General features: G+C 32.3%; 14 protein-coding genes and 1 tRNA gene. 5 read left to right on the top strand and 10 right to left on the bottom strand.

The features are described from left to right. Positions 1–3 precede the first annotated feature (3 nt). Together ftsA and ftsZ are read left to right on the top strand one after the other, a co-directional pair. Positions 4–1,386 carry a cell division protein FtsA gene (gene ftsA, locus BMX64_RS01510; RefSeq protein ID WP_091165268.1) on the top strand — a complete coding sequence of 461 codons (1,383 nt, stop codon included), beginning with the start codon at positions 4–6 and terminating at the stop codon, positions 1,384–1,386. Between the two features lie 47 nt (positions 1,387–1,433). Then, a complete protein-coding gene (ftsZ, locus tag BMX64_RS01505; protein ID WP_091165265.1) occupies positions 1,434–3,374 on the top strand; it encodes a cell division protein FtsZ in 1,941 nt (646 codons plus the stop codon). Positions 3,375–3,520: 146 nt separating this feature from the next. Here ftsZ and BMX64_RS15625 read toward each other — a convergent pair whose 3' ends face one another. Continuing rightward, entirely contained in the window at positions 3,521–3,673 is a 153-nt protein-coding gene (locus tag BMX64_RS15625) for a hypothetical protein (RefSeq protein ID WP_167543008.1), read from the bottom strand. A gap of 61 nt (positions 3,674–3,734) precedes the next feature. Here BMX64_RS15625 and BMX64_RS01500 point away from each other — a divergent pair, with 61 nt between their 5' ends. The 3 genes from BMX64_RS01500 to BMX64_RS01490 all read left to right on the top strand — a co-directional run bounded on the left by BMX64_RS01500 (position 3,735) and on the right by BMX64_RS01490 (position 5,195). Next, positions 3,735–4,184: a GatB/YqeY domain-containing protein gene (locus BMX64_RS01500; RefSeq protein WP_091165261.1), complete on the top strand. Its 450-nt coding sequence runs from the start codon at positions 3,735–3,737 to the stop codon at positions 4,182–4,184. 53 nt (positions 4,185–4,237) lie between these two features. Next, positions 4,238–4,311 (top strand) — tRNA-Arg (locus BMX64_RS01495). 83 nt (positions 4,312–4,394) lie between these two features. Further along, the gene (locus BMX64_RS01490) at positions 4,395–5,195 is read left to right on the top strand and encodes a zinc-dependent peptidase (protein WP_091165256.1); all 801 of its coding nucleotides are present in this window, start codon (positions 4,395–4,397) and stop codon (positions 5,193–5,195) included. 36 nt (positions 5,196–5,231) lie between these two features. Here BMX64_RS01490 and rpe read toward each other — a convergent pair whose 3' ends face one another. The 9 genes from rpe to BMX64_RS01445 form a co-directional block, all read right to left on the bottom strand. Next, positions 5,232–5,894, bottom strand: a complete 663-nt coding sequence (rpe, locus tag BMX64_RS01485; protein WP_091166515.1) for a ribulose-phosphate 3-epimerase — start codon at positions 5,892–5,894, stop codon at positions 5,232–5,234. A gap of 486 nt (positions 5,895–6,380) precedes the next feature. Next, entirely contained in the window at positions 6,381–7,244 is an 864-nt protein-coding gene (locus BMX64_RS01480) for a sigma-70 family RNA polymerase sigma factor (protein WP_007137700.1), read from the bottom strand. Positions 7,245–7,439: 195 nt separating this feature from the next. Beyond that, positions 7,440–9,143, bottom strand: a complete 1,704-nt coding sequence (locus BMX64_RS01475; RefSeq protein ID WP_244273196.1) for a hypothetical protein — start codon at positions 9,141–9,143, stop codon at positions 7,440–7,442. Between the two features lie 14 nt (positions 9,144–9,157). Further along, positions 9,158–10,360 carry a DUF4249 domain-containing protein gene (locus BMX64_RS01470; RefSeq protein WP_091165247.1) on the bottom strand — a complete coding sequence of 401 codons (1,203 nt, stop codon included), beginning with the start codon at positions 10,358–10,360 and terminating at the stop codon, positions 9,158–9,160. Positions 10,361–10,372: 12 nt separating this feature from the next. Further along, positions 10,373–13,171, bottom strand: a complete 2,799-nt coding sequence (locus tag BMX64_RS01465) for a TonB-dependent receptor (protein WP_091165242.1) — start codon at positions 13,169–13,171, stop codon at positions 10,373–10,375. Then, entirely contained in the window at positions 13,168–13,914 is a 747-nt protein-coding gene (locus BMX64_RS01460; RefSeq protein WP_091165238.1) for a hypothetical protein, read from the bottom strand. Before BMX64_RS01460 ends, BMX64_RS01465 begins: the two co-directional genes overlap by 4 nt. 170 nt (positions 13,915–14,084) lie before the next feature. Then, on the bottom strand, positions 14,085–16,220 hold the full coding sequence (locus BMX64_RS01455) for a polyribonucleotide nucleotidyltransferase (protein WP_091165236.1): 2,136 nt from the start codon (positions 16,218–16,220) through the stop codon (positions 14,085–14,087). 237 nt (positions 16,221–16,457) lie between these two features. Continuing rightward, positions 16,458–16,724 (bottom strand): 30S ribosomal protein S15, encoded by a 267-nt coding sequence (rpsO, locus tag BMX64_RS01450; RefSeq protein ID WP_066079886.1) that lies wholly within the window; start codon positions 16,722–16,724, stop codon positions 16,458–16,460. Between the two features lie 153 nt (positions 16,725–16,877). Further along, complete coding sequence (locus tag BMX64_RS01445; RefSeq protein WP_167543007.1) at positions 16,878–17,819, bottom strand: energy transducer TonB; 942 nt, start codon at positions 17,817–17,819, stop codon at positions 16,878–16,880. Positions 17,820–17,821 lie beyond the last annotated feature (2 nt).

The following is a 17,821-nucleotide window of genomic DNA, read 5'->3' as shown; positions in this document are numbered from 1 at the left end:
ATAATGGAAAAAGAGAATATTGCAGTAGGTCTAGATATTGGGACAACTAAAATAGTTGCCATGATAGGCAAGAAAAATGAATATGGTAAACTAGAAATTTTAGGTGTAGGAAAATCTAAAAGTTTGGGTGTGGCAAGAGGCGTTGTAAATAACATCACTCAAACCATACAATCAATACAGCAAGCAATACATGAAGCTGAAAATAATTCAGGTTATAAAATAAAAGATGTAGTAGTAGGAATTGCGGGGCAACACATCCGTAGTATTCAGCATACAGATTATATCAGCAGACATAATCCCGAAGAAGTAATTGGTGGGGATGATATTCAGCTTTTGATTGATCAAGTGAATAAATTAGCAATGTTACCGGGTGAAGAAATAATACACGTTTTGCCACAGGAATTTAAAATTGACGGACAATCTGAAATTAAAGAGCCTATAGGAATGTATGGCGGACGATTAGAATCTAGTTTTCATGTTGTAGTCGGACAGGCTTCATCGATTCGTAATGTAGGCAGATGTATTCAAAGTTCCGGAATTGAATTGTCGGGATTAACATTGGAGCCATTGGCTTCGGCAGATGCCGTTTTGAGTCAGGAAGAAAAAGAAGCTGGGGTTGCATTGATCGATATCGGTGGTGGAACAACGGATTTAGCGATTTTCAAAGATGGTATTATTCGGCATACGGCGGTAATTCCTTTTGGAGGAAACGTGATTACGGATGATATTAAAGAAGGGTGTTCTATAATTGAAAAACAGGCAGAATTATTAAAGGTTAAATTTGGATCAGCTTGGCCAGGAGAAAATAAAGACAATGAAATTGTTTCTATTCCAGGATTAAGAGGCAGAGAACCAAAGGAGATTTCGTTAAAAAATCTTTCTAAAATAATCCATGCTCGTGTTGTGGAGATTGTAGATCAGGTTTTTACGGAAGTAAAAGCGTATGGTCACGAAGATCCTCGTAAAAAATTAATTGCAGGAATAGTACTTACTGGTGGTGGTGCACAATTAAAACACATCAAGCAGTTAGTAGAATATATTACAGGAATGGATACTAGAATTGGATATCCAAATGAGCATCTGGCTGGAAATTCAGATGAAGAGATCTCAAGTCCATTGTACGCAACGGCAGTAGGATTAGTAATGAAGAGCATTGAGAATAATTCACAAAGTGCAATACGACTCGATGCTGTTGTGGAACCAAAAGTGGTCGCTTATAGAGCGCCAGTTATTCAGAGTCCAGTGTATGAGATTCCGGAGAAAGTAGATGAGGAAGAAGAACAAAATTCAAATGAAAAACACAATTCTACTGTAAACAGAATTCAAAGAAATTTCTTTGACCGTTATGTTGATAAGATCAAAGATTTTTTAGATAACGCAGAATAAGACAAACACTCGCAAGAATTAATAATAAATATCAAAAACCAAATAAAATGATGAGCAACTCAGAATTTGGAAGTATTTCATTTGATTTACCAAAAAACCAATCAAATGTAATCAAAGTTATTGGTGTAGGTGGAGGCGGAAGTAACGCTATAAATCACATGTTTAAACAAGGGATTAAAGGCGTAGATTTTATCGTATGTAATACGGATTCTCAAGCTTTACAGAGCAGTTCTGTACCTAATAAAATTCAGTTAGGAGTACATTTGACTGAAGGACTTGGTGCAGGAGCTAACCCAGATGTAGGACAGCAATCCGCTATTGAAAGTATTTCCGAAATTGAAAAAATGTTGGATCGAAATACTAAAATGGTATTCATTACTGCCGGAATGGGTGGAGGAACAGGAACTGGAGCTGCACCAGTAATTGCGCAATTAGCTAAAGAAAGAGATATTCTTACGGTTGGTATTGTGACATTGCCTTTCTTGTTTGAAGGGAAAGTGCGTCAGGAGCAAGCGTTAATTGGTATTGAAAAATTGCGTAAACAAGTCGATTCTTTAATTGTTATCAACAACAATAAATTAAGAGAAGTGTATGGGAATCTTGGTTTCAAAGCTGGGTTTTCAAAAGCAGATGAAGTTTTGGCAACAGCCTCAAGAGGAATAGCCGAAGTGATTACGCATCACTATACTCAAAATATCGATTTAAGAGATGCTAAAACAGTATTGTATAATAGCGGAACGGCTATTATGGGATCTTCTGTTTCTTCAGGTGAAAATAGAGCTAAGGAAGCCATTATTGCTGCCTTAGATTCTCCGTTGTTAAATGATAATAAAATTACTGGTGCAAAAAACGTATTGTTGCTTATCGTTTCTGGAACTAATGAAATTACAATTGACGAAATTGGAGAAATCAATGACCATATTCAAGTTGAAGCAGGTCATAATGCAAACATTATCATGGGGGTTGGTGAAGACGAATCACTTGGAGATGCTATTGCAGTGACTATTATTGCTACCGGTTTTGATATTGAACAACAAAACGAAATCGTAAATACAGAACCAAAAAAAATTATACACACGCTAGAAGATGAGCAAAGAAGTGTTCATAATCTAACCAACAGAACTGTTGCTGCGTTTGATTTGAATACAGAATCTCCAGCTAATAATTCAAACGAAAGAATAGTTTTCGATTTGTTGGAAGATATGGTAGTTGCTCCTGAGCCAGTAGTTACAGCACCTGCACCAACAATCAACAAGGAAGAATTGATGGTAATGTCTGAATTTATTAAAAATTTAGACGTGACTTTTGAAATTGTTTCTCCTATTACTGATATTGATTTTACCATTTCATCGCCAGTGGCAGAAGTAAAAGCAGTACAGCCTAAAGTTGTAGAAAGACAAGAACAAACTACGTTCTCTTTTGATTTGCCACTTTTCAAAGCTGAACCAGTAGCGCAAGTTGAAGAAAATAAAGTGATGTTTGAATTGACGAATGAAACTCGTGATATCAAAGTAAATGAAGCCGTTCAATTTGTTCCCGTAACAGAATTGATGGATAATGGAATCATCAAATATTCTCTAGAAGAATATATGGAAGAAGAGCCAGAATTTATGGCAAAGCCAGTTGCAAAAACGCCAGAAGTTGTTGTGCCGGCGGAATTGAATATCACCATGAAACAAGTGGAAACTTCGGTTAACACTACTGTAGATTTTGATGCAATATCTCCTATGGAAATGACTATAGAAGAATCATTGCGAATGAAAGCTGATGAAAGAAGAAAAAAATTAAAAGAATTCAATTATAAGTTTCATAACAATGTCTCTAAAATTGATGAGTATGAAAAAGAACCAGCTTACAAAAGATTGGGAATAGACATTACAAACAATCAAACGAATAATACAAATTCAAGAATTTCTGTAGGAACAGATAGTAATAATGATTTACAGTTGCGTTCAAACAACTCCTATTTACACGATAACGTAGATTAACGAACGCAGACTAAAAGGAGTAGCCCGAAAATTATATTTAATTTTCGGGCTATTTTTTGCCATTGCAAGGAAATTCGGGAACTATCGATAAGACCAAGCGATCTGTTGTTGTAAATCCGAGTAAAATTCTTTAAATTTGTCGGGCCTTAATCCAGCTGTTGTTTCAAGCTTTTTCTCGAAAATGCTTTTTTATAAGGTCTTAAAAGAGCTTCCTTTGGTCGCTTTTTAAGTCCAATAAAAAACACATTTTCTCCTAAAAGGCTTTTTACTGCCATCTGGGGCAAAAAAATCGTTTTCAAAAGTAGCATTTCAACAATCGATTAGTCAAATAATTGATTAACCAAATTAACAATAAAGAATATGAGTTTATCAGTACACATCATGGACGAAATCAAAATCGCCATGAGAGCCAAAGATACAGTAGCATTAGAAGCTTTGAGAGCTATCAAATCTGAAATCTTATTAGCACAAACAGCAACAGGATCAAAAGAAGAAATCTCTGCTGATGATGAAATAAAGTTACTTCAGAAATTAGTAAAAACACGTAAGGATAGCGCCAAAATTTTTACAGAACAAAACCGGTTGGACTTGGCTGAACCAGAATTGGCACAAATTGCAGTAATCGAGAAATTCTTACCAGCACAATTAAGCGAAGCAGAAGTAGAAGCTGTGATAGCAAAAATCATTACAGAAACTGGAGCATCAGGAATCGCATCAATGGGAAAAGTAATGGGATTGGCTGCAGCTCAATTAGGTGGAACTGCCGAAGGAAAAACAATTTCTACAATAGTTAAAAAACTATTGACATAAAATAGTTGTGATTTACGATTTAGAATTTCAAAATCCTAAAGTGCAAATCAAATGGCTGCGTAGTTCAACTGGATAGAATATCAGATTTCGACTCTGAGGGTTGCAGGTTCGAACCCTGTCGCGGCCACAAATACAATAGAAATGCTTCAAAAAAAATCAAGTTTCCTTGAAATATTTTGAAGCATTTTTTCTTTTAAAGCAGTTTAACATATGTCATTACAAATTTTCATTTCGGTGTTTTTTGGAACATTATTTCTTCTGCTTTTAATTTTTAGAATAGTAGAGCCAGCTTATATTTTATTGTTTAATAAACCGCTTTACATTCATTGGTATCCTTTTTCCAAGAAATTGAAACCCAGTCAACGTCAAATTTTAGTAAATGATTTTCCATTTTATAATAGACTCTCTCCAAAAAGAAAAATGTATTTTGAACATCGGGTGAATGAGTTTATTGCGAACTATCAGTTGGTAGGCAAGGAGATTGTTATTACGGAACAAATGCAAATATTGATTGCTGGAACCTATCTAATGTTAACCTTTGGGATGCGTAATTATCTTATTCGTTTGTTCAATAAAATAATAATTTATCCTTCCAGTTATTTTTCCACAGTGAATAAAGCATATCACAAAGGAGAATTTAATCCTAAAATGAAAGCAATCGTTTTTTCTTGGGAAGATTTTTTATTAGGACATGTGACTTCAAATGATAATGTTAATCTGGGTTTACATGAGTTTTCGCATGTGTTGCATTTCCATTGTTTAAAAAGTAATGATCCAAGCGCCATTGTATTTTTTGATGCGTTTAATGAAGTTATAAAATATTATAGCGATCCAGTTTTGAATAAGGAGTTAACTCGAACAGATTATTTTAGATTGTATGCGTATGAAAATCAATTCGAATTTTTATCGGTAATTCTGGAGCATTTCTTTGAGACGCCTCATGTTTTTAAAAGTTTGCATCCTGAATTGTATGCCCACGTAGCGGTCATGATTAATTTCAAAGACGAATAATTGAATAAAAAATGGCGCTTTAAGCGCCATTTTTTATTAGAAGTTTGTAAGTTTCTTTAAATCGTGTATCGTTTGGGTTGGATTTTCTGCTTTAAAAACAAAACTTCCCGCTACCAGAACATCGGCACCGGCTTCCACTAATTGTTTTGCGTTTTTATTGGTTACACCGCCATCAACTTCAATGATTGTAGTTGCTCCTTTTTTAATGATTAAAGCTTTTAGCTTTTCAATTTTTGCATAGGTGTTCTCTATAAAAGATTGTCCTCCAAAACCAGGATTCACACTCATGATACAAACTAAATCAATATCGATAATTACGTCCTCTAACAAATCAATATTAGTATGTGGATTAATGGCCACTCCAGCTTTCATTCCTTCGGCTTTTATCGCTTGTAGCGTTCTGTGAAGGTGTGTGCAAGCTTCATAGTGTACGCTTAAAATATTTGCGCCTAATTCAGCAAAAGTTTTAATGTAACGGTCTGGATCGATAATCATCAAGTGAACATCAATTGTTTTTTTGGCATGGCGGTTAATGGCTTCCAAAACGGGCATTCCATAAGAAATGTTTGGAACAAAAACGCCATCCATGATGTCGATATGAAACCAATCGGCTTCACTGTTGTTAATCATTTCGATGTCGCGTTGCAGATTACCAAAATCGGCAGCAAGCACAGATGGTGCAATAAGTGTATTCTTCATTGTGTAGTTGTTACGTAGAGACGCACTGCAGTGCATCTTTACAGTTTGTGTTGTTTGTGCAAAAGTAGTTTTTTTGCAGCAATTGGAGAAAGTTTTTTATAGATTCAATTCGTGAATTGTTTAGCAATTTGCGTAAAGGATTACTTCACTAGATGTTTGTTTTTTATATGTGTTCAGTGAATTTCATTTGAGGCGGTATCCTCGAAGTGTAACGGAGAGATAAAGCCGAAAGCCTGACCCGAAGTTTTACGGAGGGTTACGTCATAGTAGAGAAAAGAGAAAAGAGAAAAGAGAAAAGAGAAAAGAGAAAAGAGAAAAGAATTCATACTTAAAAAATAAAACTCCGGTAATCAGCCGGAGTTTCAATCATCAATCAAAAAACGAACAGTTAATCAGACCGTCGTTACTTATTAGTCGAAAGCCGAAAGTCAAAAATCATACTGTTGTTGGACGATATGATTTTTGACTTTGTAGCATTTGACTGTATTATCCTAAATAGGTTTTTAATATTTTACTTCTTGAAGTGTGTTTTAATCTGCGGATTGCTTTTTCCTTGATTTGACGTACACGCTCACGAGTTAAGTCGAAAGTTTCCCCGATTTCCTCTAATGTCATTGGGTGTTGATCGCCAAGACCAAAGTACAAACGAACTACATCAGCTTCTCTTGGAGTCAATGTTTCTAAGGAACGCTCGATTTCGGTACGCAATGATTCGTGGATTAATTCTCTGTCTGGATTTGGTGACTCACCAGAACGCAATACATCGTAAAGGTTAGAATCTTCTCCTTCTACAAGAGGTGCATCCATTGATAAGTGACGACCAGAGTTTTTCATACTCTCTTTTACGTCATTTACGGTCATATCAAGTTCTTTTGCAATTTCCTCAGCAGATGGTGGACGCTCGTTAGATTGCTCTAATAAAGCGTACATTTTGTTGATTTTATTGATAGAACCAATTTTGTTCAAAGGCAAACGAACGATACGAGATTGTTCTGCCAATGCTTGTAATATAGATTGACGAATCCACCAAACTGCATACGAGATGAATTTGAAACCACGTGTTTCATCAAAACGTTGTGCTGCTTTTATCAATCCTAAATTTCCTTCGTTAATCAAATCGGGAAGCGTTAACCCTTGATTTTGGTATTGTTTTGCCACCGAAACCACGAAACGTAAATTGGCTTTTGTCAATTTCTCTAATGCTTTCTGGTCACCGGCTTTAATCTTCTGTGCTAATTCTACCTCTTCGTCAGCGGTAATAAGGTCAACTTTACCAATTTCTTGTAAATACTTGTCTAATGAAGCAGTTTCACGATTGGTTACCTGCTTGGTGATTTTTAGTTGTCTCATGTTTTTTTGTCTCCTAAATTTTAAGTGTACAACTGATTATACGTATGGAGTTTCAGAAAAGTTACAAAACATCTCATTTTTTTATTATTTTAAGTTTAGCCGAAAGTTGGCAGGCTTTACGCACTTACTTTGTATTCATAAAAAGTGCTTGAACAAGGGTAGTTAGAGCTAATGCAAAATACATGTTGGCTTAAATTATTCATTGACCTCAAATGTTTCAATCAAAGAAACAGGAGTTCCGTTTTTAGCGAACCCTTCAAGTTTTATTTCAAATGTACCTGAAACATCAGAAGTGTAGAAAGTATTAATATTTCTTAAGTCAACTTCGGGATTCCATATTAATTGATTTCTAAAATCAGGAATTCTTTTGTTTATGTTTAAATCGGAATAATTAACTTTGTAATATGTTTTTTTAGGTTGTGGCCTTTGTATGGTACTTTTGATTATTGAACTTCCGCTTTGTGAGCTTTTGAAAGCATTATTGAATGTAGTGAAGCTTATAAGACCATTAAAAAATTTTGAGCCTAAAAAATACCTACCAGTAATTATTTCAATTTTAAATACATTTTTCATATTGTACTCAAATAATTCATTCTGATTTTCTAAATACAATCCATCAATCAACACTAATGGTAGGTCTGGTTGCTGAGGAAAAACATTAGGATCATTTACATGAAGGAATGATTTGTTGTCTATTTGTTTGTAATATACTTCGGTTGTTACTTCTTTAATTGTTTCTTTTAAAGTATTGAACCTTGTATAATCATCCAGTATATACTTTTTGGCTAATGGATGAAAAAATGTAGGATTTTCTTTCGGAATAATTATTTTGTCAGTTTTGCTAGCGTAATATGCATTTTCAATTTGACTATTAATTGATCTATTAATTAAAATTTCTTTAAAGTTTGGAGGTAGTTTATAGTTTTCTGTAATCAATAGTTTTGTGTAATCTATGATGGCTTCTTCATCTAATTTAATGTAATAATTGTTAACATCTTCATCCATTAGTTGGATTGTTATTTCAGAGTTAGAATCTACTTGGTTAATGTTAATTTGAAAGCTTCCAGTATTGTCAGTTCTAATAATTTTAAAGATGAAATTTTTACCTGGTAAAGAAAAAGCTATTGTTTTATTTTCAACTTTATCAGTATTGTTTTTAGCTATTAATTTTCCAGATAATTTTTCTCCTCGAAGCTCTGGAAGATAAATTTTAGTTTTCGAATTTTGTAAATCGACGAAATTGTTCTCTTGTTTGAAACTGAAGTCAACAGCTGAAATTTGATTTTCAAATGGTAAATCCTCTATTTTTCTAACTGACAAAGAAAAACTCCCTTCTGTTATGGTATTGTCGTCTGACTTAAAATTTAACGAGACAATTTCACGATTTTTGAATTTATTCTTATTAAGTATTAGTTTAATATTATTAGGTGGAATTATATTTGAATTTGTACTTTTTATATTTTTTATGAATTTATCTGGATCAGTATTTATAATAACATTTGAGTTTTGTTTTTCGTCACTTATATAGGGGTTTATGATTGTTATGTTTGTTTCGAAAAATGATGAATCCAGTTTGTTTAACATCCATTGTGTATAAGCAATAAGCTTATATTTTCCAGTTTTTACAGTTGTAGGAATGAAGTATTCAGCTTGACCAGTGCTACTTTCCAAATTTATTTTATTTTTGAAGACTATTTTTTTTGCTTCATCAATAAGTTCCACATAAGCAATTTTACTTATGGTACTTGGTGTTTTGTCTGTAGATTTTAGACAATGTATTTTGTATAATAATGTTTCTCCTGAGACAAAAGTTGTAGCATTTGCATGGAGAAATATTGTTTCATCTATAGAGACAATTTGTTGAGCCTTGGTTATTGTTGCATTTATTAATACGAACAAAATGACAATGTGTTTTAATCGATCCAAAATGAAGGTATTAAGTTTGATGAAAAAGAAGTGCAATCGCCGCATTCTATGGGTACAACTGAATAAAAGGAGTTTGATAAATTTGAAGAATAAGCTATCGTATTTCCTTTTATCTTAGAGATTAATAAGGGGCCTTCACATACTGGAACTGAGTAACCAAAACAGAATTTATATTCTTGCTCATCGCAATTTGTGAAATAAGGAGGTTTAGGCTCATTTGGAAATAAGTCTTCATGATTGAAAAAAATTCTTTTTGAAGAAAAAGAAGATACCTCAAAAAAACCAATCACTTTTTCATTTGTATTTGAAATACATTTAATGTTTCCATTCAAGAATCCAGGTTGTTTAGGTGAAAAAATACTAGAAGAAGTCGATAAGTCTTTTAATGTTCTTCTAAAAGAATATGACTCTAAACTTAATACATATTGTTTGACAATTATGCTATATCGATGGCTAATTATATAATCATTATCACTAATGAAGCGAATATCAAGATTAACTTTGTCTTCTTGTAAGTTTGTCGTTGATGCTAAAATTATATCATTGGATTTTTGTGTTTTGTAACATATTCTTGTTTCAAGGGAGTTGGGTATGAGTGCCACTTCCTGCTGTCCTGTTACAACAAGCTTCTGTTGACGCCAAACTGGAGCAACTATTTTGTATGTTTCTTCATATTCATATCGGTAATATTTTGAAGAGTTAGTAGAGTCATAATTGTTAACGGTAATTTGAATACCTCTTTCATTATCTTTGGTTGTAACTAATTTTGGGATAATATCTAAAATTTTGTTTTCTGTTGTTAGTTTTTGACTTGATGATTTAAAAACTTTACCTTCATTTGTTTCTATCTTTAAAGTATACTCTCTATTTGATTCAGCTTTAAAAGGGTTTTTAGAGATGTAAATATCATCCTTTTCTTCAAAAGGGAATGTGTTGCCTAAGTCGTCTTCTATGATTACAATAGCACCGCTTTCTTTTTCTATTCCTTCATCTTCAAATTGAGAGGTTTTAGATATTTTTATTTCTTGTCTGATAAATTCATTTGTAATAGTTGCTTCTACTACAAGTGCCTCTTGATAGGTGTCAGTTTGTAAATTATATGCTTCGCTACAACTATTTAAAATATTAAGAATTAATAAAGCAATAATAATTTTACCCAAAGAGAATTTTTGTATTTTTTTTGTATTCATTACTTAATATAGCTAAAATTTAAAATTATATGTAATACTCGGTATTGGGATTGAGAAAATTGATGTTTTGTACCCTTTTACTCCTCCATTTTTATCAGTTACGAAATAAATTGAATAAGGGTTATTTCTACCTAAAATATTATAAATCGAAATATTCCAAAAGCTATGCGCTAACTTTTTTATTTTATGATTTCCTTCAATGTTTATTCCAATGTCTAGGCGTATATAATCTGGGATTCGATATTGATTTCGATCACTATATAAGGTGTATTCTGAATTTCCATATTGAAACACACCTATAGGGTAAGTAATTGGCCTACCTGTTTGGTATAAAAAATTAGTAGATAAACTGTAACGTTTTGTGAATTTATAATTTAAAATAGCACTAAAGTCATGTGGTTTGTCAAAATTTGCTGAAAAATACTTTCCATTATTGACTATTTCTGATTCGAAATTACTATCAAGTTTAATAAACGTTCTAGAATAAGTATAGCCAATCCAGCCATTTAATTTGCCTTCTTGTTTCTTAAGTAGTAATTCTATACCGTAAGCTTTTCCTACACCTTGTAATAATTCAGTTTCTACATTTTTATTTAATAATAGTTCAGCACCAACTTTATAATCAAGGATGTTTTTTGATTTTTTATAATATCCTTCTAAACTAATTTCATATAGATTATCTTGAAGAGTTTTGTAGAGGCCTAAAGAGAATTGTTGTGCACTTTGTGGTTTGACATTAATATCAGATAATTTCCAAGAATCGGTCGGTGACTGTGTTGTATTACTCGATAAAAGATGAATGTATTGTCTAGTGAAGTCATAACTTGCTTTTATTGATAAATCATCATTCAAGAAATAGCGTGCTGCTAAACGTGGTTCAAATCCACCATAGGTTTTGATTATCTCGTTTTTTATATAATGTTTATTTTCAATTATCGTTTCTTCGTTTAAAGGAAATCCTTCTTGATATATGTTTACATTAGCTTCTCCTAAAGAAGCATAAAAGGAATATCTTAGCCCTAAGTCAATTAATAATTTTTCGCCTATTTTGTAATTATCTGAAAAGTAAATAGCAGACTCTAAGGCTTTTTCTTTTTCGATGTCTATGGCAATTAAAGTTGACATAAGACTTTTTGGGTGTTGATATCCAGGAGAAATACCATAAGATTTACTTGCTATTCCGTATGAGAAGGTATGCTTTTTATTAAATAAATATTTAAATTTTAACTGTAATTGTGTTTCACTTATTTTGTAGCCAAAATCAAATGAATTATCCTCACTTGAATTGTAATCTATATTAAATTTATATTCACTATTTGTAAGAATTAATTCAACTTTACTTTTTTTGTTAAATGTATGATCCCATTTTAAAGAAATCAGACGATTGCTATACTTGTATATTGAATCAGAGCTTAAACTAAACCGATCCTTACTGTAATATACTGTAGCTTCTAAATCATTATTATCATTAATAGTATTATTATATTTAATAATTCCATCATAAAATCCAGCTTCACTATTTTTTAAATTTTCGTCATCTAAAGTTTTTAAAATCCAATCGGAATAGGTCGCTCTTGCTCCAACAAGAATACTAGATTTATTTTTTTGAATAGGTAGACCAAAGCTTAAATTTGATGTTATGGGACCTATAGCTCCTTCTCCTGAGAAATTTTCCGGATTTCCATTTTTTGTAGTTATGTCAAAAACAGAAGAAAGTCTACCTCCAAAATCAGCAGGGATGCTTCCTTTGTAAATTTCTGCTTTCTTAGCGGTATATGGGTTTATTGCAGAGAAAAACCCTAGAAAATGTTGAGGATTATAAAGAACTGAATTGTCTAGGAGTATTAAATTTTGATCGTCTTTTCCTCCTCTAACATTAAAACCAGATGCGCCTTCTCCTGTAGTTTTGATACCTGGGAGAGTAGTTGCAACTCTTAATATATCTCTTTCACCAAGAATTAAAGGTGTGTTTTTAATAGCTTTAATATCTATTGAAACTAATCCGGATATAGTCGTCTCTTTGGCTCTCATCCCTTTTTTTGTAATTACGACTTCGTCAAGCTGATTTGATTGATCATTTATGGTTATGTCTAGGTTTCCATCATCATAAACCATTAATGTTTTAATTACTTCAACATGATTCATTGATTTTATTTCAATAATATTTATTCCAGCTGGTAACAACAGTTTATAATGGCCATTTAAATCACTTGATGTACTGATGTCTTTGTCGCGTATTTTAAGATAAATATTAACTTCTGGTTTCTCTGTTTTCTCATTAACAATGTATCCAGATAATAAAAAATTTTTTTTTGTGGTGTTTTTATTTTCTTTACCTATAAATTGCAGCGAGGGTTTTTTTGTAAATTTATGTTGGTTTAAAGAGTCGTATTGTCTGTAGAAAATAGGATTTCCAGAAATATTGTTAAATTCTCTAGAAGTTTTGTTTGAGTCTAATTCATTAAAATAGTTAGCGGGTAGATTATTGTATATTAAGTTGTTTGAGGTGAGTATGATTTTGTGATTTATGATGATGTAATTTAAATCAGTCTCATCAAAAATTTTATTTAATAACTCGCTAATAGTTATGTTGTTGTAATTTCCGCTTATTTGATTTTTATTTAAATTAATCCAAGTTGGGTCAAAATAAAACGTATAAGTACTTGAGTTTTCTATGGTTTCAATTGCGGTTAATAATGAACAGTTTTTAAGCTCAATTGATAATTTGTCTTCTGGTTTTTGAGCAAATGAGAATTCATTTATAAACAATAAAATAAATAATATATAGATTTTTTTTTTCGTTAATTTCATTTATTTTTAAGTGAAGAGGATTTATACATGTATCTCATTAAATTTTCCATAAATTGATTTTCGTTGTTCTTTTTAATTTCTTTATTGATTAAATAAAACTCATTTATTTGCTTTTTTTGCGCAGGAAATATTTTGCTAACATCGTTTTTAGATTTAATCTTATACATTTTTTTTTTATATTCTATAAAGAATGAATTATTTTCATTGAATTTGTAAATTACTCCATCATCATTTATCTTTTTTTGAATGTCTTTATGATGGCGTATGTAAAAGACAAAATCAGAAGAAATTTTGTTTTCTTCATAATAGCCATTTAAGAGCTCTGTTTGATGATTTTCTTTTTTTGTAATTTTAACAAAGTGTTTGCCGTTTAAATTGAATGAATCAACTTTATCACTATTAAGGTTGATTCCTGTATTTTTATTAATGCCGAAAGGATATACTACTAGACAATCAGTGTGTATGTCATATTTTAAGTTGACATTGTAATAAGTTTGTTTTTCATAGCTCAAGATCCCTAATTCAAACTTCTCGTCTTTGTAATACATACTGTTATTTACGGTTGTCTTATAAGGGTTACTATGAAGTTTTCCAGTATTAATATCTAGGTTTTCCTTGCCTGTTAAATTATCAAACCAATTGTAAATTAAGATATCATTTTTGGTTTGACTACGTAAAGACAATGTGCTTAAAAGTAAAACTAATGTAAAACTGATAATGTATTTTGTTTTATTAATTTTCAAAATATATGATATATGGATGTTATTTATTGTAAGATCATATCAAATATATAAAAATTATTATATTGATGTAATATAATTCGGTATAAATTTTTTTAAAAAACAAAAATCCCGTTTCAAATTCATGAAACGGGATTTCCTATAAATAAACCTTTAGTAAACTTAAGATCTGATTACTCTTTTCTTTCCTCACGTGGAGGTCTTGGCATAAGTGCTTTTCTTGACACTTTTTCTTTTCTAGTTTTTGGATCTAATCCTAAGTATTTTACTTCGAATACATCACCCATTTTTACTACATCAGAAACATTTTCAGTACGTTCCCAAGCAAGTTCCGATACGTGTAATAAAACTTCGTTTCCTGGAGCGGCAGTATATTCTACAACTGCACCAAAATCTAGCATTTTGATTACTTTCACTTCGTAAGCTTCTCCCATTTGTGGTTTGAAAGTGATTGACTTAATTTTAGCCAATACTGCTTCAATTCCAGCAGGATCTGTTCCTAAGATTTCGATAACTCCTTGTTCGTCTACTTCGTTGATTACGATAGTTGTTCCAGTAGCTTTTTGTAATTCTTGAATTACTTTTCCACCAGGTCCAATCAAAGCACCAATAAAGTTACCAGGAATTGTTCTTGTAATGATTTTTGGAGCATACGCTTTAACATCTGCTTTTGGCTCAGCTAAAGTTTCGATTAATTTACCAAGAATATGCAAACGACCGTCACGAGCTTGTGCCAATGCTGCTTCCATAATCTCATATTTCAATCCGTCAATCTTGATATCCATTTGACAAGCTGTAATTCCTACAGAAGTTCCAGTTACTTTGAAATCCATATCTCCTAAGTGATCTTCATCACCAAGAATATCAGACAATACAGCAAAACGTTCTCCATCAGTAATTAATCCCATCGCAATTCCAGAAACTGGACGAATCATTTGAATACCAGCATCCATAAGTGCTAATGTTCCAGCACAAACTGTTGCCATAGAAGATGAACCGTTAGATTCTAAAACTTCAGATACTACACGAATTGTATACGGACAATCAGCAGGAATCATGTTTTTTAAGGCTCTTTGAGCCAAGTTTCCGTGACCTACTTCTCTTCTTGAAGTTCCTCTTAAAGGGCGAGCTTCACCAGTTGAGAAAGGAGGGAAATTATAATGTAAGTAGAATTTTTCTTCACCTTGTTCTGATGGAGAGTCAATTTGGTTTGCTTCTCTGGATGTTCCCAAAGTTGCTGTAGCCAATGCTTGTGTTTCTCCACGTGTGAACAATGCTGATCCGTGAACCGATGGTAAATAATCTACTTCACTCCAGATTGGTCTGATTTCGGTAGTTTTTCTTCCGTCTAAACGTGTTCCTAAATCTAGGGTTACGTTACGAACCGCTTCTTTGTTAGTTTTGTAAAAATATTTTGAAACTAAATCGCCATTTGCGGCTAATTCTTCTTCTGTAAATAATGCTTTTACTTCTTCTTTTACTTCTGCAAATGAAGCTGTACGTTCTTGTTTTGAAGAACCTTTGCTTGCAATAGCATAAATTTTATCATAAGATGCATCTTTTACTTTTGCGTAAATAGCCTCATCTTCTCTTTCTCCTTCATAGGTACGAACTTCTTTTTTTCCAAAAGCAGCTTGCAAACGTAGTTGAGCAGCAATTTGATTTTTGATATGTTCGTGTGCAAATTTAATTGCTTCTAACATTTCTGCTTCTGAAATTTCTTTCATTTCACCTTCTACCATCGCGATAGAATCCATAGAAGCTCCAATCATCATATCAATGTCAGATAATGCTAATTGTGCGCGACTTGGGTTGATGATAAATTTACCATCAATTCTTCCAACTCTAGCTTCAGAAATTAAAGTTTCGAAAGGAATGTCAGATAAAGCTAATGCTGCTGAAGCGGCTAAGCCGGCTAATGCATCTGGCATTACATCTTCATCATAAGACATTAATTGAATCATCACTTGAACTTCAGCGTGATAATCATCTGGGAAAAGCGGACGCAATACACGGTCTACTAAACGCATTGTTAGCACTTCGTTATCACTTGGACGAGCTTCTCTTTTGAAGAAACCACCAGGGAAACGTCCTGCTGCAGCAAATTTTTCACGATAATCTACCGTAAGTGGTAAAAAGTCGATACCTGGACTTGCTTTTCTTGAAGATACAACTGTTCCTAAAATAACAGTTTTTCCTATTCTTACTACTACAGATCCATCCGCTTGTTTGGCTAAACGACCTGTCTCGATTGTGATGTTTCTGCCATCACCTAAATCGATACTTTCTACAAATAATTGTGGAATCATAAATTTAATTTATTAGTTAAACATGGGTTCTAGTTGTGTTGTAGTTGTTGTTTTGCGTAGTTAATGCCTAAAACCCAATGAAAAACCAAACTTTTTTTATTGATCTATACTGATTTAGTACAGACTTTATGGTGTAGTCTTGATTCTAATCCCTTTTGTGTCAGGACCAAAATAGAACCTTTAGACTTTAAATTGTAAAATAAAAAAAGAGGCACTTTCGCACCTCTTTTATATTGATTATTTTCTGATATTCAATACTTTGATAATTTCACGGTATCTGTTGATTTCTGTTTTCTTCAAGTAATCCAACAAAGATCTTCTTTTACCTACAAGCAATACTAATGAACGCTCTGTGTTATAATCGTGACGATTTTTTTTCAAGTGCTCAGTTAAGTGGCTAATTCTGAAAGTGAACAAAGCAATTTGAGCTTCTGATTTTCCAGTGTTTGTTTTTTCTCCGTGTTTAGCGAAGATTTCTTCTTTAATCTCTTTAGTTAAATACATTCCAATATTTGTTTAATGATTTTTATGTATGTCATACATCTATTGTAAGACGGGTGCAAAAATAGTATTTATTTTTTGGAAGAACAAGTTTTTGATTAGGATTAATAAAAGATTGTTGATTTTATAGATGATGGGTGGAATATTAATGAGGAATTATTTAATTTTTATTGGTAAAGAATACAGTACAGGTTCAATTATTCCTTTTCTTTTGAAAGGAGTCCATCCTTTATATCTTTTAACTAATCGAACAGCTTCCTCGTCAATTCCATAACCCACTTTTCTTATAACTTCTATATTGCTAGCGCTACCTTCTTTTTCAATTGTGAATGTCAAATATACAGTCCCTATAAAATTATTTGTTTTAGCTTCCTTGGGTTTCATAAAATTACGGCTAATGAAAAAGTAAAAATGCTTTAGACCTTTCTTCGGGCCTCCAGCTGTTGTTAGAGAGGTGTAGCTGTAATTAATGCCATTAGAGTCAGTGCTTATTCCGGAAATGAGATTTCCTTCCTCATATTTTTCAATGAAGCTATGTTTTGCTGACGTGATTTTACCTTTCCATGTTCCGTGTTTCAAACTTTTTACTAGTGTGCCAATTTCATGCAAATCATCACTTTCTATTTCATATTCACCGTTGCCATTAACTAATTTTTGGTTGCCATTTATATCCCAATATTGAATTATATTGTAAGTAGGAGATTTAGTCTCGATATCTGTAAAATAATGAATCTCTGATTTTTTATTTCCATTTTGATACCAATAATATTGTTTCCCGGTTTGTGTACCGTTTACATAAGTCTCTATAGATTCTTTGTTGCCATTTTCATAATAATAAACAAATGGACCTTCTTTTTGTATATGGTCTTTGAATTTTGAGGTTCCGACCATTTGTAAAACGCCTGATTTAAAATAATCGTAGATTTTATAGCTGTCTTTATCTGAATAATAGTCTTTGATTATTCTATAATATTTATGATTTGCTTCAGTAGTTTCACTCCATGTTGAATCTAAAAATATTTTCCCGTCTTTTGATGTTTGTGAAAACGATAAAGAGAACACCATAAATAATATTGCAGAAAACAGATTAGATGCCATAA

Origin of the sequence: Flavobacterium sinopsychrotolerans, from assembly GCF_900110375.1 — a bacterium.
Classification (GTDB): Bacteria; Bacteroidota; Bacteroidia; order Flavobacteriales; family Flavobacteriaceae; genus Flavobacterium; species Flavobacterium sinopsychrotolerans.
Note: the sequence above shows the minus strand (reverse complement) of the source record. Positions and strands in the feature narration are given on the sequence as shown.